Annotated in this window: 18 protein-coding genes; 10 read left to right on the forward strand and 8 right to left on the reverse strand. The window is 67.8% G+C overall.

The genetic code is table 11. From position 1 onward, the window contains the following. Nucleotides 1-263 precede the first annotated feature (263 nt). The 10 genes from A3CW_RS0123135 (at nt 264) to A3CW_RS0123180 (ending at nt 8167) form a co-directional block, all read left to right on the forward strand. Nucleotides 264-827, forward strand: a complete 564-nt coding sequence (locus tag A3CW_RS0123135) for an RNA polymerase sigma factor (RefSeq protein WP_028205692.1) — start codon at nt 264-266, stop codon at nt 825-827. Further along, nucleotides 824-1252 (forward strand): DUF3619 family protein, encoded by a 429-nt coding sequence (locus tag A3CW_RS0123140; RefSeq protein WP_028205693.1) that lies wholly within the window; start codon nt 824-826, stop codon nt 1250-1252. The genes A3CW_RS0123135 and A3CW_RS0123140 overlap by 4 nt, the downstream gene beginning before the upstream one ends. Nucleotides 1253-1278: 26 nt before the next feature. Beyond that, a complete protein-coding gene (locus tag A3CW_RS0123145; RefSeq protein ID WP_028205694.1) occupies nt 1279-2106 on the forward strand; it encodes a DUF3106 domain-containing protein in 828 nt (275 codons plus the stop codon). Between the two features lie 102 nt (nt 2107-2208). Beyond that, the gene (locus tag A3CW_RS0123150) at nt 2209-2793 is read left to right on the forward strand and encodes an RDD family protein (protein WP_051481656.1); all 585 of its coding nucleotides are present in this window, start codon (nt 2209-2211) and stop codon (nt 2791-2793) included. A 143-nt stretch (nt 2794-2936) separates the two neighbouring features. Continuing rightward, nucleotides 2937-3896 carry a UDP-2,3-diacylglucosamine diphosphatase gene (locus A3CW_RS0123155; protein ID WP_028205696.1) on the forward strand — a complete coding sequence of 320 codons (960 nt, stop codon included), beginning with the start codon at nt 2937-2939 and terminating at the stop codon, nt 3894-3896. Nucleotides 3897-3966: 70 nt separating this feature from the next. Further along, the gene (locus tag A3CW_RS0123160) at nt 3967-4998 is read left to right on the forward strand and encodes a glycosyltransferase family 4 protein (protein WP_028205697.1); all 1032 of its coding nucleotides are present in this window, start codon (nt 3967-3969) and stop codon (nt 4996-4998) included. A 227-nt stretch (nt 4999-5225) separates the two neighbouring features. Then, nucleotides 5226-5831, forward strand: coding sequence for a diacylglycerol kinase (locus A3CW_RS47285; protein ID WP_051481657.1), 606 nt, complete (start codon nt 5226-5228; stop codon nt 5829-5831). A gap of 195 nt (nt 5832-6026) precedes the next feature. Further along, entirely contained in the window at nt 6027-6749 is a 723-nt protein-coding gene (locus tag A3CW_RS0123170) for a TetR/AcrR family transcriptional regulator (protein WP_028205698.1), read from the forward strand. A 13-nt stretch (nt 6750-6762) separates the two neighbouring features. Beyond that, nucleotides 6763-7347: an LOG family protein gene (locus tag A3CW_RS0123175; RefSeq protein WP_028205699.1), complete on the forward strand. Its 585-nt coding sequence runs from the start codon at nt 6763-6765 to the stop codon at nt 7345-7347. Between the two features lie 73 nt (nt 7348-7420). Beyond that, nucleotides 7421-8167 carry an SDR family oxidoreductase gene (locus A3CW_RS0123180; protein ID WP_028205700.1) on the forward strand — a complete coding sequence of 249 codons (747 nt, stop codon included), beginning with the start codon at nt 7421-7423 and terminating at the stop codon, nt 8165-8167. 19 nt (nt 8168-8186) lie between these two features. Here the strand turns inward: A3CW_RS0123180 and A3CW_RS47290 are convergent, their stop codons facing one another. The 8 genes from A3CW_RS47290 to A3CW_RS47295 form a co-directional block, all read right to left on the reverse strand. After that, nucleotides 8187-8774 (reverse strand): DUF924 family protein, encoded by a 588-nt coding sequence (locus A3CW_RS47290; RefSeq protein WP_035513696.1) that lies wholly within the window; start codon nt 8772-8774, stop codon nt 8187-8189. Continuing rightward, entirely contained in the window at nt 8771-9508 is a 738-nt protein-coding gene (locus A3CW_RS0123190) for an alanyl-tRNA editing protein (RefSeq protein ID WP_028205701.1), read from the reverse strand. Before A3CW_RS0123190 ends, A3CW_RS47290 begins: the two co-directional genes overlap by 4 nt. 159 nt (nt 9509-9667) lie before the next feature. Then, entirely contained in the window at nt 9668-10078 is a 411-nt protein-coding gene (locus tag A3CW_RS0123195; RefSeq protein WP_028205702.1) for a group II truncated hemoglobin, read from the reverse strand. A gap of 96 nt (nt 10079-10174) precedes the next feature. Next, the gene (locus A3CW_RS0123200) at nt 10175-12724 is read right to left on the reverse strand and encodes an ABC transporter permease (RefSeq protein WP_028205703.1); all 2550 of its coding nucleotides are present in this window, start codon (nt 12722-12724) and stop codon (nt 10175-10177) included. A gap of 170 nt (nt 12725-12894) precedes the next feature. After that, nucleotides 12895-13509, reverse strand: coding sequence for a DUF4126 domain-containing protein (locus tag A3CW_RS0123205; RefSeq protein ID WP_028205704.1), 615 nt, complete (start codon nt 13507-13509; stop codon nt 12895-12897). Between the two features lie 211 nt (nt 13510-13720). After that, complete coding sequence (sugE, locus tag A3CW_RS0123210; protein WP_028205705.1) at nt 13721-14041, reverse strand: quaternary ammonium compound efflux SMR transporter SugE; 321 nt, start codon at nt 14039-14041, stop codon at nt 13721-13723. A gap of 115 nt (nt 14042-14156) precedes the next feature. Continuing rightward, nucleotides 14157-14855 carry a two-component system response regulator KdpE gene (kdpE, locus tag A3CW_RS0123215; protein WP_028205706.1) on the reverse strand — a complete coding sequence of 233 codons (699 nt, stop codon included), beginning with the start codon at nt 14853-14855 and terminating at the stop codon, nt 14157-14159. Next, complete coding sequence (locus A3CW_RS47295; protein WP_081771770.1) at nt 14848-17820, reverse strand: sensor histidine kinase; 2973 nt, start codon at nt 17818-17820, stop codon at nt 14848-14850. The genes kdpE and A3CW_RS47295 overlap by 8 nt, the downstream gene beginning before the upstream one ends. Nucleotides 17821-17851 lie beyond the last annotated feature (31 nt).

Here is a 17851-nt window from a genome sequence, read left to right on the forward strand (position 1 = left end):
TTGCGAACCGTCGAAGATAGCGGCTCGATGTCTTTCGGTCAAGCAATTATTGAGAAGGCGGGCACGAACGTTGCGACAGCGCGCACGCCTCGCGGCGCCCGCCAGGGGCCGGCTGGGAAGCCACCAGGGCCGGCGCTTCCATGATGCGAAACATTCTCACGGCTTCCCGCTACCCTGTCGGCGCGAAAATTTGCTAGGATCCGCGAGTTTTACGACATTTTTCGAACGATTACGCGTACGCTGGCGGCGGCGCCCTGCACCGGATGGCATCAGACAAGGAACTCGCCGACTTTCTGGCGGGCGTCGAAAGACGCGCGTTCAAGCAGACGGTCTACGCCGTAAGGGACGACGACGCCTCGCTCGACATCGTGCAGGACGCGATGATCAAGCTCGCGGAAAAATACGGAGACCGCCCGGCCGCAGAACTCCCCCTGCTCTTTCAGCGTATTTTGCAAAATACGATGCACGACTATTTTCGTCGGCAGAAAGTACGCAATACGTGGGTGAGCCTGTTTTCGTCGCTCGGCAACGCCGACGACGACGAGTTCGACCCCCTCGAAACCTTCGAGGCGCAGCAGGGCACGGCTGGCGCCGAGAGCAGCGAGCAGCAGATCGAGCGCGCCCAGGTGCTCCAGATGATCGACGACGAGATCCAGAAATTACCGGCACGTCAACGGGAGGCGTTTCTGATGCGTTACTGGGAGGATATGGATGTCGCCGAGACTGCCGCCGCAATGGGCTGCTCCGAAGGCAGCGTGAAAACGCACTGCTCGCGGGCCACCCACACGCTGGCTCAAGCGCTCAAGGCCAAAGGAATCACCCTATGAGCTCCGCCCTCGAAAATAAAGAACTGGCGTTCGTGCGGGAAATGCGTCGTGCGCTCGATGAGAGCGCCGCCAACCTGCCCGCTGCTACCACCGCCCGACTCGCCGCCGCACGCAAGACCGCACTCGCCCAGAAAAAGGCCGAGGTCGTGCTCGTGCGCGCCCCGGCGCTCGCCGCGGCCGGCGTCGGCAGTCTGTCCGGCGCGCCCACGCACCGGCCCGCGCGGCGCCGTTCGGCGCTCGCGCGCTTCGCGCTCGCCTGGCCGCTCGCGGCACTCGTGGCGGGCCTCTTTGCCATCGCGTACTTCGAAGATCAGCAACGCACCGCTGAACTCGCCGATATCGACGCAGCCATGCTGAGCGACGACCTGCCGCTCACGGCCTACCTCGATCACGGGTTCAACGCGTATCTGACGCGCGCGCACTAAGGAAATCTGAGCAGGAGACTGACGGGGTGAGTTACAAGCGCGGCCTGGCCGTTGTCATTGGATGTGTGGTCGCGGCAGTCGTGTCGTATGTGGCGACCTACCCGCGCTTTCATCCCGAGCCCACCGGCGAAAACACCGCCGGCGCGCCCGCGCAGGTGAAAGCGCCCGCGGTCGATAATTCGGTCACGACCACGTTCGCGCCGTTGCCCGGCCAGTCCAATCCGCTCGCATGGGCCCATTTGAACGACGCGCAGCACGCCGCGCTCGCGCCGTTCGCCGTCGAATGGGACCGTTTCAGCGACGAGCGCAAGCGCAAATGGCTGAAGATCGCCGCACGCTACCCGAAAATGTCGCCCGAAGCGCAGAAGCGCCTGCATGAGCGCATGGCGGAATGGGTCGGCATGACGCCGGAGCAACGGCGTGTCGCGCGCGAGAACTATCAGGTTTCCAAGGAATTGCCGGCGCAGGCGCGCCAGCGCGCCTGGAAGGCTTACCAGCAGCTCCCCGAAGAGCAAAAAGAACGCCTTGCCGCGAGCGAGCACAAGCGCCGGCCCACCGTCGTGAGCGCCCCGCCCAGCGGCAACAAGAGCGAAATTCGCGATATCCAGCGCCTCGTCAACGAGCGCGATCACCGCGGCCTGCCGCATGCGCCCGCAGGCGTCACCGGGGCATCGGGCGCGGCTGGCGCGAGCAGCACGGGCTCGGGTCTCGCGCCCGCCACGCCCGGCGCGCCGAGCGAGCCGGCGGTGGCTTCGTCGTTTGCGGCGGGCATTCCTGCCGCCGGCAGCTTCGTGCCGGCCACGCCCATCCCGGTCTCGCCCGCCGAAGCACCCGCGGCGTTCAAGGGCTCCTGAAGCCTCCACCAGGCGCTCGCAGCGCCCTCGCGCGCGCCCTCCGCACCCTCGTTAACCCCGCCGCGGCGTTCCGGTCGTTTTGCCGCGCGCGTGTTCGAGGTTATGCTCTGGACGTCCCGTCCCCGAACTGACGCCATCGTGTCCGAAAGCGCCCAAGCCGCCGCCCTGCCGTCCGCCGTCGCCTGCCCGGTTGAACCTGCGCCCGTTTCGATTCGCCGCCGCCTCGCCGCGTTCGTCTACGAAAGCGTGCTGCTGTTCGGCGTCGTCTTCGCCGGGGGGCTCGCGTTCAGCCTCGTCCTGCAGCAGCGCAACGGCTACACGCATCACAACGCGATGGCGGTCTGGATCATCTTCGTGGCCGGCGCGTACTTCGTCGGCTTCTGGCACAAGGGCGGACAGACGCTGCCGATGAAGACCTGGCGCCTGCGTGTGGTCGGCCCGGACGGCAAGCCGCCCACGCTCGCGCGAGCGACGCTGCGCTACCTCGCCGCGTGGCTCTGGTTCCTGCCGCCGCTCGTGCTGCATCCGCTGCTCGATCTTTCGATTCCGCACACGCTTGCGCTCGTTGCCTTCTGGTTCGTGATCTGGGCCGCGAGCGCCCGCCTCTCCCACGACCGCCAGTTCCTTCACGACCGCCTTGCGGGCACGCGCATTGTCGCAATCGCGCGACAGGGCGCGAAGGCGTAGCAGTCGCACAACATCCCCCATCGGGCCGGAAAAGCGGCTGCACAGTACCACCTGGGACTGCGTAACGAGACCTTCTCGTGACTGTCATGTTGCCGTCACGGCGGCATGGCGCAATGCGCGTATTACAACCTGCCGCGCGCGCCATGGCCCAAAAGACGTCAGCGACCACCCTGTTCCGGCAGACCACCGGACGAGGCACCGACTCCGCCACGTTCCACCCATCTCCCGGCGGAGCCACCTTTCCCGTCCCGCCCCTGCCGCCCTCGTCGATCGACGACGCCCCCACCACCGGCTCCCACGACGACGACCATCCCGATCCCACCCGCTACCGCACGATCTGGCTCTCCGACATCCATCTCGGCACGGGCGGCTGTCAGGCGTCGTATCTGCTCGATTTTCTGCGCCACAACGAGTCGGAGTATCTGTACCTCGTGGGCGACATCATCGACGGCTGGCAGTTGAAGAAGGGCTGGTACTGGCCGCAGGCGCACAACGACGTCGTGCAAAAGGTGCTGCGCAAGGCGCGCAAGGGCACTCAGGTCGTCTACATCCCGGGCAACCACGACGAGAGCGCGCGCCAGTTCTGCAATCTCGCATTCGGCGACATCCACGTGCGCGAGGAAGCCTTCCACACGACGCTCACCGGCAAACGCCTGTGGGTCGTGCACGGCGATCTCTTCGACGGCGTGATCCAGCACGCCAAGTGGCTCGCCTATCTCGGCGACTCGGCCTACACGCTGATCCTCCTGCTCAACCGCTGGTTCAACCGCGTGCGCGCGAAGCTCGGCTTCCAGTACTGGTCGCTCTCGCAGTACCTCAAGCATCAGGTCAAGAACGCGGTGAACTTCATCTCCTCGTTCGAGCGCGTGATGACCGACGAAGCGCGCCGCCGCGGCTGCGACGGCGTGGTCTGCGGCCACATCCACAAGGCCGAGATCCGCGACATCGACGGCATCCTGTACTGCAACGACGGCGACTGGGTGGAGAGCCTGTCCGCGCTCGTCGAGACGTTCGAGGGCGAGTTGCGCATCGTCTACTGGACCGTGAAGCGAGCGCCGGAAGCGCAGGTCTCGACGCGCAAGGCGCGTGTGAGCGCCGCCTGAGCGTCGACTGATACCGCCAGGCAGCAGCAGCCATAACCGCACTACCGAACGACAAGAGGGCCGACGACCGATGAAAGTAATGATCGTGACCGATGCATGGGAGCCGCAGGTCAACGGCGTGGTTCGAACTCTGAAGAACACGACGCGCGAACTCATCGCGCTCGGGCATCAGGTCGAACTGCTTACGCCGCTGGAATTCCGCACGATACCGTGCCCCACCTACCCGGAAATCAAGCTCTCGCTGTTTCCGAAGCGGCATCTGAAGGAACGCATCCGCGCATTCGGGCCCGATGCGATCCACATCGCGACCGAAGGTCCGCTCGGACTCGCGGCGCGCCGCTATGCGATCGACCACGACCTGCCGTTCACGACCGCGTATCACACGCGTTTTCCCGAATACGTGCAGGCGCGCTTCGGCATTCCGCTCGCGGCGACCTACCGCTTCCTGCGCTGGTTCCACAAGCCCTCGCTCGCGGTGATGGCGCCCACGCCCATTGTGAAGACCGACCTCGAGAAGTTCGGCTTCACGAACGTTGTGCTGTGGACGCGCGGCGTGGACCTCGACATCTTCCGGCCGATGGAATCGAAGGTGCTCAACACGGCGCGCCCCATCTTCCTGTATGTGGGCCGCGTGGCCGTGGAGAAGAACGTCGAGGCGTTTCTCAAGCTCGATCTGCCCGGCTCGAAATGGGTGTGCGGCGAAGGCCCGGCGCTCGCCGAGTTGAAGTCGCGCTATCCCCAGGCGAATTACCTGGGTGTCCTGAGCCAGCCCGAACTCGCGAAGGTCTACGCTGCCGCCGACGTATTCGTGTTCCCGAGCCGCACCGACACCTTCGGTCTCGTGCTGCTCGAAGCGCTCGCATGCGGCACGCCGGTGGCCGCCTACCCGGTGACGGGTCCGATCGACGTGCTGGGCACGGGCGGCGCGGGCTCGATGAACGAAGACCTGCGCGAAGCGTGCCTCGAAGCGTTGAAGATCGACCGCGCCGAGGCGCGCGCCTGGGCCGAGCGCTTCTCGTGGCGCGCGGCCTCCGAGCAATTCGCGGCGCATCTCAAGCCGCGCTCGCGCGCGACGATGGAGCCTTCCAGCGCCGCAGCCTGAGCGCGAGGCCGGCTATGGTGCGCGCTTCGATAGTCCGCGAGCGCGCCGGGGACACGGACGGCCCCGGCGCAACCGCCTCCCACGCGTGCGATACTGGGGTATTACCTGGCACCACCATGACGCCACGTCCTCCGTTACCGCCGCATAGCGCCCAGGGCGCACGCAGTCCCAATCCGCCAGCCAGCCAGCGTGCCGGCGGCTCTACGCGCGCCGCACGCGCCGCCGAAGTGCTCGATCCGCGCGCGCCCGCTTCCGCCGTTGCTGCACCTGGCGTTGCGCCGCCAGCCGAATCCGCAGCCGCGAGCGAGCCCGCCAAGCCCACTGCACCCACTGCACCCGCTGCGCCGCGCGCTGCCGCCGCGGAGCCGCCCGAGCCGCCGCATCTGCATGAACCGCTCGGCCCCGACGATCCGCTCGCCCCGCTGCCCTTCAACCCCTACAAGGGCAACCGCGGCATCACCCGTGCATGGAAGGCGCTCAAGTACTCGATCAAGGGCTTTCGCGCCGCCATCCGCGAGGAAAGCGCATTTCGTCAGGAGCTCACGCTCTCGGCCATCCTCGTGCCGATCGGCGTGCTCATCCCGGTCGAGCCCGTCGAGCGCGTGCTGCTGCTCGGCTCGGTCATCCTCGTACTGATCGTCGAGCTGCTCAATTCGAGCATCGAGAACGCGGTGGACCGCATCGGCCTCGAGCGCAACGAGCTCTCGGGCCGCGCCAAGGATCTGGGTAGCGCGGCGGTGACGCTCGCCTTGCTGCTTTGCGTCCTGACCTGGGGGCTGATCCTCGTACCCCGTTTCGGGCCGCTGCTGCTGCACGGAATCGGCGTACTCTAGCGCCACACGCCCCCGTACCGCGGGGGCCACGCCTCTCCTCCCCACTCCTGACAGACGCAAGCTGTCGGTGCGCGCGGGCCGTCGGTTTATAATCGAACGACAGTCTTATAACGACCAACCGCGTCCGGGCCGCGCGCACCGCAACATACGAGCGGGGCGCCTGAGCCCGGCACTGCATTTTCAGGGCCGGACGACATGGATGCCAAACCTCCCCGCCGTACACGCGAACGGATTCTCGAGCTGTCGCTGAAGCTGTTCAACGAGATCGGCGAGCCGAACGTCACTACGACGACCATCGCCGAGGAAATGGAGATCAGTCCAGGCAACCTGTACTACCACTTCCGCAACAAAGACGACATCATCAACAGCATCTTCAGCCAGTTCGAGCAGGAGATCGAAAAGCGTCTGCGCTTTCCCGAGGACCATCGCGCCACCATCGACGAGATGTGGGCGTACCTGCAGTACATGGTCGACTTCACGTGGCGCTACCGCTTTCTCTATCGCGACCTGAACGACCTGCTCGCGCGCAACCGCACGCTGGAGATGCACTTCAAGCAGATCATCAGCCACAAGGTGCACTTCGCGAAGCAGTTCTGCGAGCAGCTCATGGAAGACGGCGACATGGTCGCCACGCCGGCCGAGATCGACGTGATCTCGACCAATATCGGTGTGATCGCCACCTACTGGCTCTCGTACCAGTTCGTGATGAATCCGCGCAAGTACAACGACCAGGAAGCGATTCGCGACGAGCTGCACCAGGTGAGCGTGCAGATCGTCTCGCTGATGGCGCCGTATCTGCGTGGCCGCGCGCGCGAGCTGTTCGACGATCTCGTCTCGGGCAAGCTCGCCAAGCGCGAGTTCTACGACTACCTGCCGCCGCGCGAAGGCGCGGGCGCCGCCAAGGACAACCGGGAATAAAGGCCAAAGCCGAATGAAAGCAGTCTGCGTGTATTGCGGCTCCTCACCTGGAGTCAACCCGATTTATACCGAAGCCGCACAGGCATTCGGCCGCGCGCTCGTCGCCGCGAACCTCGCGCTCGTCTATGGCGGCGGCAAGGTCGGCCTGATGGGCGTGATCGCCGACACCGTGATGGCGGGCGGCGGCCGCGCCATCGGCGTGATCCCCGAGCTGCTGGTGGACAAGGAAGTGGGCCACGTGGGCCTCACCGAGCTGCACGTCGTGCCCGACATGCACCAGCGCAAGAAGATGATGGCCGACCTCTCCGACGCCTTCGTCGCGATGCCGGGCGGCGCGGGCACGCTCGAAGAGCTGTTCGAGGTCTATACGTGGGCGCAGCTCGGCTATCACCACAAGCCAGTGGGCGTGCTGAACATCGGCGGCTTCTACGATCCGCTCATGGCGCTGCTCGATCACACGGTGCGCGAAGGCTTCATGCGCCAGACCTACCTCGACATGCTGCAGACCGACAGCGACCCGGTCGCGCTGATCGCGAGGCTCAAGCGCTATCACGCGCCCGCGAAGGACAAGTGGGCGGACTTGCGCGAGAACGTTTGATCCCGCCCGCTTAGCGCTGTTCGCCCGACAAACCGAAGTCACCACGCGCAGTCACTACGATGGGTACATCGCGATGAGCAAGGTTGTCCTGATCACCGGCGCAAGCCGCGGCATCGGCCGCGCGACGGCGCGTCTGCTTGGCGCAAACGGCTGGACCGTGGGCGTCAACTATCTGCACAACGAACCGGCCGCCGACGAAACCGCCGCCGAAGTGGGCCGCGCAGGCGGCCACGCGCGCGTGCTGCGCGGCGACGTCGCGAGCGAGGCAGACGTCGTCGCGATGTTCGACGCGCTCGAATCGGCCTATGGCCGCATCGATGCGCTCGTGAACAACGCGGGCATCGTGGCCCCGGGCAGCCAGGTCGCCGACATGAGCGCCGAGCGTCTGAAGCGCATGTTCGACGTGAACGTATACGGCGCGTTTCTGTGCGCACGCGAAGCCGCGCGGCGCATGTCGAAGGATCGCGGCGGCGACGGCGGCTCGATCGTCAATGTGTCTTCGGCTGCCGCGCGGCTCGGCTCGCCCAACGAATACGTGGACTATGCGTCGTCGAAAGGCGCGGTCGACACGATGACGATCGGGCTCGCCAAAGAACTCGGCCCGCAGGGCGTGCGCGTGAACGCGGTACGCCCGGGCCTCATTGACACCGAAATCCACGCGAGCGGCGGCCGCCCCGATCGCGCGGCCGTGCTCGGCGCGCAAACGCCGCTCGGCCGGCCCGGCAGCGCCGACGAAGTCGCGCAAACGATCGTGTGGTTGCTGAGCGACGCCGCCTCGTATGTCACAGGCGCCCTGCTCGACGTGAGCGGCGGACGCTGAACGCGCGCGCCGGACTCAGCTAGAACGACGAACCCCGCTCGCGCAAAAACGCGGCCTCTTCGTCGGTGGAAATGCGGCCCAGTTGCGCGTTGCGATGCGGGAAGCGCCCGAAGCGCTCGATGATCTTCGCGTGGCGCACCGCATAATCGTAGTAGCCCTTCCCCTCAGGATCCTTCGCCAGCTCGCCGAACAGACGCAGCGATTCGCGCTGCGCTTCGGCGCCTTCGGCGTGTTCGAACGGCAGATACGCGAAGGAGCGGTGCTGCAGCGTGGGCAAGCGCAGATCCGCGCCGCTCGCCACCATCATGCGCGCGATGCCGAGCGCCTTGTCGTCCGCGGAGAACGCGTGCCGCGTGCCGCGATGGCAGTTGCGCGAGAACTGGTCGAGCACGATCAGAAGCGCGAGCGCGCCTTCGGGCGTCTCGCACCATGCGTCGAGTTCGCCCGCACACGCGGCGTCGAGCAGCGCGCCGAAGCGTTCGCGCAGCCTGGCGTCGAACGCGGCGTTCTTGCGGAACCACATCTTGCGCTCGCGGCCGAATTCCTCCGAGCCCGGCGCGCCGAACCAGAAGTCGAGCACCTCGCGCGCACGCGCGTCGAGATTCATTCCGCCAGTTCCAGCACGAGACGCCGCGTGCGCGCGCTCTTCTTCTCGAGCTTCGCCACCCGCAGCGCGCCGATCTCCTGCGTATTGCGCACGTGCGTGCCGCCGCAGGGCTGCAAATCGACATTATCGATACGCAAGAGGCGCACACGGCCCAGGCCCATCGGCGGCTTCACGCTCATCGTGCGCACGAGTTCGGGACGTTGCGCCATTTCCTCGTCGGTGATCCATTCGGTCGCCACCGCATGCGCGCCCGCAACGAGTTCGGCGAGCCGCGCCTCCACCATCTCGCGCTCGATCGGCTCGACGGTCGCGAAATCGAGGCGCGCGTAGTCGGTCGTGATGCTGCAGCCGTCCACGGAGTATGGCAGCACCGCGCACATCAAATGGCTCGCGGTATGCAGGCGCATGTGCCGGTGACGGCGCGCCCAGTCGATCTCGGCGCGCACGCGCTCGCCCGCGGCGAGACGCGCGAGCAGCGCTTCCTGGCCCGGCGCGGGAACGTGCAGCGCGTCGTCCGGCGTCGCGCCTTCGAACTTCGCCTTGCGCGTGTCGGCAATCTCGATGCGCGTGCCGTCGGCGAGCACCAGCGCGCCGGCGTCGCCGGCCTGGCCGCCGCCGAGCGGATAGAACACGGTCTGGTCGAGCCGCACACCGTCCTCGCCAACGGCAAGCACGGTCGCTTCGCACTGCGTGAGATAGGCGTCTTCGCGAAAGAGCGCGCGGGTGGTCGTCATCGTGGGTGTCTCCTTGTTTTGCGTACGGCGGGCCGTGCGCAGCCGCTCGCCCGCCAAAAGGCCATTATGGCCGCGAGGCAAACCACCCCGCTGGACGGCCGCGATGCATGAGCGCCTGACTGTACCGGCCCACCGACCGGAACAATCGTGCCCAGCGAATCAGCCCGGATGATTGCGCATCCAGTCGGCGGTATCGAAGAACGAGTGCAGCAGGCGTTCGCGCAGCGGCTCCGGCAGGCCCACGTCTTCCATCGCGCAGGCCATGCAGCGCAGCCACTGGTCGCGCTCCGACGAGGCGATCGCGAACGGCAAATGGCGCGCGCGCAGGCGCGGATGGCCGAAGCGTTCGATATAGTGGTCCGGGCCGCCAAGCCAGCCGCAGAGGAACCAGAACAGCTTGTCGCGCGAACCGTCGAGCGTTTGCGGATGCATCGCGCGGATGCCCGCGAAATCGGCCTCGAGGTCCATCAGGTCATAGAAACGGTCGACGAGTTCGCGCACGCGCGCCTCGCCGCCGACGAGTTCGAAGGCCGTGGGTTTCTGCGGCGCTTCGTCGGCTGGATCGGTCATACGGTTGAATCAGGAAAAAAGAGGGACGGCAGCGCACTGCCGTAGACCGATGATTTTCGCACAGCGACGCGTGACGGGTGGCCGCGGGTTGCTGCACTACGCGTCGCGCAGCGACTGCAGCGCCGGGCGCGCGAGCACGTGCCGCAAGCTGGTCCATCCGCCCACGCCCGCGCACACGACGCCTGCGGCGATGCCGGCCGGCAGGAGCCACGGATCGAACGGCAGATAGAAGAGAAACACGTGCGTGGCGAGCACCGAGCCCACCGCTTGCGCGCCGAGGGCCGCCATGAGCCCCGCGAGCGCACCCACGGAAATGAATTCGGCCACCTGCACCGCGCGCACCTGCTGGTGCGATGCCCCCAGCGCGCGCAGCAGCGCCGACTCGCGCATGCGCTCGTCGCGCGTGCCCGCGAGCGCCGCGTAGAGCACCAGCACGCCCGCGGCGAGCGTGAAGAGAAAGAGGAACTGCACCGCGCCGATCACCTGCTCCAGCACGCGCTCGATCTGCGCGAGAATCGGCGCGATGTCGATTGCGGTGACGTTGGGATAGCGGGCCACGAGACCGTCTACGACCTGGCGCTGCCCGGCCGGCAGGTGAAAGCTCGTGATGTACGTCGCCGGAAAATCGCGCAGCAGTCCGGGCGGCATCAGCACGAAGAAGTTGACCTTGAACGAGCCCCAGTCGAGCTTGCGCACGCTCGTCACGGGCGCCGTGACTTCCAGGCCCGTCACGTCGAACTTGAGCACGTCGCCGGGCTTCACGTTGATGAGCTTCGCGAGTCCCTGCTCGATCGAAAGCTGCGGCGTGCCCGAATCGCCATACCAGGTGCCCGCCTCGATGCGATTGTCGTCGGGCAGCTTCGTCGTGTACGAGAGATTGAACTCGCGATCCACGAGCCGGCGCGCGTCCTCGCTCTTGTACGAGTCGGGATTCACAGGCTTGCCGTTGATCGAGATGAGGCGCCCGCGCACCATCGGCTGGAGATCGCTGTCGGCAGCCCCGGCAATGCCATGCGAGCGCAGCCACGCGGCCACGGCGTCGCGCTGATCGGGCTGGATATCGATGAGGAACTCGTTGGGCGCGTCGGGCGGTGTGGACTTGCGCCAGCCTTCGACGAGGTCGTTGCGCGTCATCGCGATCAGCAACAGGCACATGAGGCCGATGGCGAGCGCCGTGATCTGCAGCGCGCTTGCGCCCGGCCGCCGTTCGAGCGACGCCAGTGCGTAGCGCCAACCCACGCCCGCGCGCGCCTGGCCGGAGAGACGAGCGCTGCGCGCCACGCGCGCCGCGCACCAGAGCGCCACGCGCGCCAAGCTGGCGAACACGAGCAGCCCGATCGCGAAACCGCCAGCGACGATGCCGCCGAGCTTCAACTCCCCCGCCGCGATCACGAGCAGCCCCGCGAAGAGCGCAATGCCGACGCCATAGGCCGCCCACGCGGCGCGTCCTTCGTCGCCCCACTCGCGGCGTAGCACGCGCACCGGCGGTACGCGCGTGAGCGGCAAGAGCGGCGGCAGCGCGAAGCCGAGCAGCAGCACGAGCCCCGCGGCGATGCCTTCGAGCACGGGCAACGGCCCGGGCTGCGGCAGCACGACGTCGATGAGATTACCGAGCCACGCCAGCAGCGCGAGATGACCCGCGTAGCCGAGCGCCACGCCCGCTGCGCCGCCCACGAGTCCGAGCCCCGCGAACTCCAGCACGAACAGCGTGCGCAACGTGCGTTGGCTCGCGCCGAGGCAGCGCATCGCGGCGCAGGCGTCGAGATGGCGGCGCGTGTAGCGATGCGCGGCCATGGCGATCGCCACCGCCGCGAGCAGCGCCGTCAGGAGCGACACGAGCGTGAGGAAGTGACGCGCGCGGTCGAGCGTCTGGCGCACCTGAGGCTGGCCGTCCTGGAGCGATTCCAGCGCGACGCCGCGCATCTTGCCGCCATCCACGCGCGCACGCGACCAGGACGCGAACTGCGCGACGGCCGGATCGGCGCCCGCCACGAGCAGGCGGTAAGTCACGCGGCTGCCATAGCCGACCAGACCGGTCGACGCGACTTCGTCGGCGCGCATCATGAGGCGCGGCGAGAAGTTCACGAACGAAAAGCCGCGGTCGAGTTCTTTCGTGATGAGCGCGTTCACGGTGAACGTGCGCGTGCCGACCTTCACCGTGTCGCCGACATGGAGCTTGAGCGCGTCGAGCAGTTCGTCGTCCACCCAGACGGTGCCGGGCGGCGGAATGCCTTGCGCCGCGTGATCGGGCGCGCCCGGCGCCGCGGCGATGCGCAGCGCGCCGCGCAACGGATAGTCCGCCGAGACGGCCTTGACGGCGGCAAGGCGAGTGGCCGTTGCGCCCGGGGCGGCGGAAGCGCCCGCCGCTGCCGCGGCTTGTGGCGCCCCCGAACTCACCATGCTCGGGAAGATCGCCGTGGTCGCCGTGTGCAGCGAGAGCGACTGCGCCTCGCGCGCGAACATCGGATCGACGGGGTGATCGGCGCGCACGATGAAATCGGCGGCGATCATGCGCCGGGCATCGCGCTCGAGGCCGCGCTGCAGTCGGTCGGCGAGAAAACCGACGCTGGCGAGCGCCGCCACGGCCAGCACGAGCGCGAACAGCAGCATGGTGAGTTCGCCCGCGCGCCAGTCGCGCGCCGTCATGCGCGCGGCAAGATGCACGAGATCGGACCAGCTCGGCGTAGTGCGCACGGCAACTGGCCCGCCCGGGCCGCCCGGGCCACCAGCGGCACCCGGCGACTCAGCCTGCACGAACCCCGGGCCGCCTTCGCTGCGCGGAGGCTTTGCGTTGGAGGGAGAAGGCGCGCCGCCGCTCAATCGTGACGACCTCGCAACGAAAGCCGCGAAACCATGTGCGTCGCCATGCCGCGAAAACCGCCCTGCACGCCGCGCCACAGGCGCGGCAGTGCCCAGGCCGCGAGCACGAGGAACGCCACGAGCATGACGAGGAAGAGCAGCGGCACGAACAACGCGAGCAGCACGCCCACGAAGGTCATGCCGTCCTCGGCGCTCGATGTGACGACGTTCGACACCGGCTCAGGCGACAAATTGATGAGCGCGCGCGTGCCCGCCTTGGCGAGATGCGCCGTGCCCGCAAGCGTGCCGCCCGCCAGCGCGGCGACGGTCAGCAGCGCCGGATCGGCATGGCCGAGCGCGCCGGCCGCGAGCACAGCCCCGGCCGGAATGCGGATGAAGGTATGCACCGCGTCCCAGAGCGAATCGAACGCGGGGATCTTGTCGGCGAGAAATTCGAGCACCGTGAGCGCGGCGGCGATGCCGATCACCCACGGCGAAGCGAGCACGGCAAGCGTGTCGGGCAGGTGAATCAGGCCAAGGCGTTGCAGGACGCCGGCCATCAGCACCGTGAGATAGAGGCGCAGGCCGCTGCCCCAGGACAGGCCCGCTGCTAGCGAAAGTGGTTCCAGCATGGCTGCCTCCTCGCGCGGCGCGGCCGGGGCGCCGGCGCTCCGCGCGGGGAAGCGGGAGAGCAGGCGCTGTGCGCACACGCTCGCCGCTCATGCGGCGCGGAGTGTTATCGGGTTATGACCGTTCCATTATAGCCACGCTCGCTGCGGTGCCGCAGCGGTGTTGCGCGGCCGCGGCACAAGGTCCGTACCGGGGTATGCTCAGCGAATTTAATCAGGCGGCCGAAGAAAGCTTGAGTCCGATGAGGCCAAGCACGATCAGCGCCGCGCTCGCCACGCGCGCGGCGCTCACTGCCTCGCCCATCATGACGATGCCGAACACGAATGCGCCGACCGCGCCAATGCCCGTCCACACCGCATAGGCGGTGCCGAGCGGCAATTGACGCATGGCCATGGCGAGCAGGACGAAGCTGCCCAGCGCCGTGACCACGGTGAACACCGAGGGCCAGAGCCGCGTGAATCCTTCGGAAGATTTGAGACCGGCGGCCCACGCCACTTCGAGCAGGCCTGCGACAAGAAGAAGAAACCAGGACATGAGGAACGCTCCATTTAAAAAAATGGGGCCGTCCCCGATGACGTCAAAATCCGTAAGGCCGTCCTTACAGAGCTGTAATTATAGCACCGGCGCCGTGCAGGCTCGCAGTGTAGGCCTACTGTACGCCGACCAGCCGATATCCCACGCCCGTCTCCGTGATGATGTGCTCCGGCTGCGCGGGATCGCGCTCTAATTTCTGCCGCAGATGCGCCATGTAGATGCGCAGGTAATGGCTGCTCTCCACGTGCGACGGCCCCCAGACCTCGCGCAGCAGTTGCCGGTGCGTGAGCACACGCCCCGCGTCGCGCACGAGGGTGGCGAGCAAGCGGTACTCGATCGGTGTGAGATGCACGGGCGCGCCTTCGCGCGTGACCTGGCGCAGGCCCAGATCGACGTTCACGGCGCCAAAGCTCACCTGGGGCGCCTCGTTCGCCCCGCCGCGGTTGCGCCGCCGTAGCTGCGCGCGAATGCGCGCGAGCAGCTCCGACACGCCGAACGGCTTCGTGAGGTAGTCGTCGGCGCCAGCGTCGAGTGCGGCCACTTTCTCACTTTCCTGGGTGCGCGCCGACAGCACGATCACGGGCAGATCGCTCCAGCCGCGCAGTTCGCGGATCACGTCGAGGCCGTCGGTGTCGGGCAGGCCCAGATCGACGATCACGAGATCGGGTTTGCGCGTAGCGGCCTCGACGAGGCCCTGCTTGCCGGTCTCGGCGTCGTGCACGACGATGCCCTCGCCCTCCAGCGTTGCGCGCACGAATCGGCGAATCTGTTTTTCGTCTTCGATCAGGACGACGGCGATGCTCGGGTCACTCATTTGCGGATTTCGGATCGATGGTTTTGGGGGGGACGGCCTCCCGTGCGGCGGGCATCCGTGGGACGGCCTCCCGTGTGGCGGGCATCCGTGGGACGGCCTCCCGTGCGGCGGGCATCCGCGGGACGGCCTCCTCTGCGGCGGGCTCGAGCGGCTCGAGCGCTTCGTGTGCCTCTGGCGCATCGGTCACATCGGCGGGCAGCGGCGGCGGCGACTCTACGGGCAGCGCGAACCAGAACGTCGCGCCTTCCACATGGCCATCCGCGGCAACGCGATTGGACGCGCCGATTGTACCCCCGTGCGCCTCGACGATCGCCCGGCAGATGGCGAGTCCGAGCCCGATGCCGGGCTTGGCCGACTCCTTCTCGCCACGCGTGAACTTCTCGAACACGCGCTCGCCCATGCCGGGCGGCAGTCCCGGCCCGTTATCCTCGACCGAGACGCGCACGAACGGCTGGCCGCCCTCCTCCACGCGGCGCGCCGCGATGGTGAGCGGCGTGTCGGCGGGCGTGTACTTGGCCGCATTCTCCAGCAGGTTCGAGAAGAGCCGCTCCATCAGCACGGCGTCGAGCTGGAGCAGCGGCAGGCCTTCCTCCAGCTTCACCTGCACGGGGTGCCGCGCGAGCACGCGGCGGCAAGCAGCGAGCGCGGCGCCCACGGTTTCCTCGAGCAGCGTCCACTGACGATTGAGATTGAGGCTGCCCGCCTGCAGCCGCGCCATGTCGAGCAGGTTCGTGACGATGCCCGTCATGCGTAGCGCCTCGTCGTGAATCGCCTCGATCAGCTCACCCGAGCGCGAGTCGCGCGCATCCTCGGGCTCGTGCGTTTGCGCGAGCATCGACGAGAAACCGACGATCGTCGTGAGCGGCGTGCGCAGGTCGTGCGAGATGGCCGAGAGCAGCGAGTTGCGCAGCCGCTCCGACTCCATGTTGACGAGCGCGTCGCGCGCGATGTCCACGTAGTGCACGCGCTCGAGCGCGAGCGCGATTTGCGCGGCGAACGCGTCGAGCATGCGCTGCTGCTCGGGCACCTGGAGTTCGCGCGCGTCGCGCGTCACGACGGCGAGCACGCCGCGCGTGCGCATCGGCGCCTTGAGCGGCAAGTAGCGCGCCACGGCCGCCGGCAGCGTGTCGGTGCCGTTGCCCGCGGGCTTTTGCTGGTCGTACACCCACTGGCCCACGTCGATGTCGAGGTTCTCGGCTTCGAGCATGATCTTCGGATCGGGCTCCTCGATCTTCTGCTGCACCTTGTCGACGCTATCCGGCAGGAGCAGCGCCACGCGCGCGCCGAACACCTCGCTCACGTGGCGGCTGCCGATCGCCACGATCTGCTCGGTGGTAAGCGCCGCGGCCAGCTCGCGCGCCATCGCGTACATCGCGCCGGTGCGCTGCTCGCGCCGCTGCGCGACGCTCGCCTCGCGGCGCAGGCTCGACGTGAGATGGCTGATGACGAGCGAGGTGAGCAGCATGCCGACGAAAGTCAGCAGGTATTGCGTATCGGAGACCGAAAACGACATGCGCGGCGGCACGAAGAAAAAGTCGTACGCCGCGACGCTTGCAAACGAGAGCATCACGCCCGGCCCGCGCCCGAGCTTCGTCGCCGCGAAGATCACGCCGAGCAGATACAGCATGACGAGATTCGCGAGATCGATGCGGTCGATCAGCTGGTTCGCGATGAGCGTCACGCACGCGCAGATCACGAGCGCGGCCGCGTAGGCGCGCGGCGGCGAGCGCTCGGTGCCCCCGGCCGCAAGCGCATCGCGCCAGGCGTTGGCAGCTCGCGTGGCGGCACTGGCCGTACCTCCTGGCTCGCTGCCCCCACGCACGGCTTCGCCCGCACTCGCCCGCACGAGCGTGAGATCGACGTCGCCGGCTTTCTCGGCCAGGCGCTCGCCGAACGGGCGCTTCACCCAGCGTGACAAGCCCGTGCGCAGCGACCCGCCCGCCACGAGCTTCGACACGTTGCGCAGCCGCGCGTAGCCGACCAGCGTGGTCGCGGCGTCCTCGCCGGCGAGCGTCGCCGTTTCGGCGCCGAGTTCGGAGGCGAGCTTGAGCGCGCCGAGCGTGCGCTCGCGCGTCGCGTCGGGCAGACGCTGGAGCTTCGGCGTCTCCACGTACACGGCGATCCAGTCGGCCTTCAGACTCGCGGCGAGACGCGCGGCGGCGCGCACCAGCGCGTTCGCCTCGGGCCCCGGCCCCACGCAGACGACGAGGCGCTCGCGCGCCTGCCACACATGCTGGATCGAGCGGTCGGCACGATACTCGCGCATCTGCGCGTCCACCCGGTCGGCGGTGCGGCGCAGCGCAAGCTCGCGCAGCGCGATCAGGTTGCCCTTGCGAAAGAAGTTGCGCACCGCGCGCTCGGCCTGCGCCGGCATGTAGACCTTGCCGTCGCGCATGCGGTCGAGCAGTTCTTCGGCGGGCAGGTCGACGAGCGTGACTTCGTCCGCGCGGTCGAACACGCGGTCGGGCACGGTCTCCCAGACGCGAATGCCCGTGATCTGCCCCACCACGTCGTTGAGACTTTCGAGGTGCTGCACATTGACGGTCGTATAAACGTCGATGCCCGCGTCGAGCAGTTCGTACACGTCCTGCCAGCGCTTCATGTGACGCGCGCCGGCCACGTTCGAATGCGCCAGCTCGTCGACGAGCACGAGCTGCGGCTTGCGTTCGAGCGCGGCGTCGAGATCGAACTCCTCGAGCAGCCGCCCGCGGTAGGCAATGCGCTGGCGCGGCATCACTTCGAGGCCGGCGGTGAGCGCGGCGGTCTCGCTGCGCCCATGCGTCTCGACAATGCCGACCACCACGTCCACGCCTTCTTCGGCGCGGCGGCGCGCGGCCTGCAGCATTGCATAGGTCTTGCCGACGCCGGCTGACGCGCCGAAGAAAACCTTCAGCTTGCCGCGGCGGCGTTTTTCTTCGTCGCGCTGCAGCCGGTCGAGCAGTTCGTCGGGATCGGGGCGGTTCATGCGGAAATCGGGATGAATATCAGGTGGGTTG

It is taken from the genome of Paraburkholderia nodosa DSM 21604, from assembly GCF_000519185.1.
Classification (GTDB): Bacteria; Pseudomonadota; Gammaproteobacteria; order Burkholderiales; family Burkholderiaceae; genus Paraburkholderia; species Paraburkholderia nodosa.

What these genes read in the sequence shown, in the direction of transcription:
- A3CW_RS0123170 (WP_028205698.1), top strand. Translation starts at nt 6,027, where the DNA reads ATGGATGCCAAACCTCCCCGCCGTACACGCGAACGGATTCTCGAGCTG.
- A3CW_RS0123160 (WP_028205697.1), top strand. Translation starts at nt 3,967, where the DNA reads ATGAAAGTAATGATCGTGACCGATGCATGGGAGCCGCAGGTCAACGGC.
- A3CW_RS0123155 (WP_028205696.1), top strand. Translation starts at nt 2,937, where the DNA reads ATGGCCCAAAAGACGTCAGCGACCACCCTGTTCCGGCAGACCACCGGA.
- kdpE (WP_028205706.1), bottom strand. Translation starts at nt 14,855, where the DNA reads ATGAGTGACCCGAGCATCGCCGTCGTCCTGATCGAAGACGAAAAACAG.
- A3CW_RS47290 (WP_035513696.1), bottom strand. Translation starts at nt 8,774, where the DNA reads ATGAATCTCGACGCGCGTGCGCGCGAGGTGCTCGACTTCTGGTTCGGC.
- A3CW_RS0123150 (WP_051481656.1), top strand. Translation starts at nt 2,209, where the DNA reads ATGCTCTGGACGTCCCGTCCCCGAACTGACGCCATCGTGTCCGAAAGC.
- A3CW_RS47295 (WP_081771770.1), bottom strand. Translation starts at nt 17,820, where the DNA reads ATGAACCGCCCCGATCCCGACGAACTGCTCGACCGGCTGCAGCGCGAC.
- A3CW_RS0123135 (WP_028205692.1), top strand. Translation starts at nt 264, where the DNA reads ATGGCATCAGACAAGGAACTCGCCGACTTTCTGGCGGGCGTCGAAAGA.
- A3CW_RS0123190 (WP_028205701.1), bottom strand. Translation starts at nt 9,508, where the DNA reads ATGACGACCACCCGCGCGCTCTTTCGCGAAGACGCCTATCTCACGCAG.
- A3CW_RS0123205 (WP_028205704.1), bottom strand. Translation starts at nt 13,509, where the DNA reads ATGCTGGAACCACTTTCGCTAGCAGCGGGCCTGTCCTGGGGCAGCGGC.
- A3CW_RS0123140 (WP_028205693.1), top strand. Translation starts at nt 824, where the DNA reads ATGAGCTCCGCCCTCGAAAATAAAGAACTGGCGTTCGTGCGGGAAATG.
- A3CW_RS0123195 (WP_028205702.1), bottom strand. Translation starts at nt 10,078, where the DNA reads ATGACCGATCCAGCCGACGAAGCGCCGCAGAAACCCACGGCCTTCGAA.
- A3CW_RS0123200 (WP_028205703.1), bottom strand. Translation starts at nt 12,724, where the DNA reads ATGACGGCGCGCGACTGGCGCGCGGGCGAACTCACCATGCTGCTGTTC.
- A3CW_RS0123175 (WP_028205699.1), top strand. Translation starts at nt 6,763, where the DNA reads ATGAAAGCAGTCTGCGTGTATTGCGGCTCCTCACCTGGAGTCAACCCG.
- A3CW_RS0123180 (WP_028205700.1), top strand. Translation starts at nt 7,421, where the DNA reads ATGAGCAAGGTTGTCCTGATCACCGGCGCAAGCCGCGGCATCGGCCGC.
- sugE (WP_028205705.1), bottom strand. Translation starts at nt 14,041, where the DNA reads ATGTCCTGGTTTCTTCTTCTTGTCGCAGGCCTGCTCGAAGTGGCGTGG.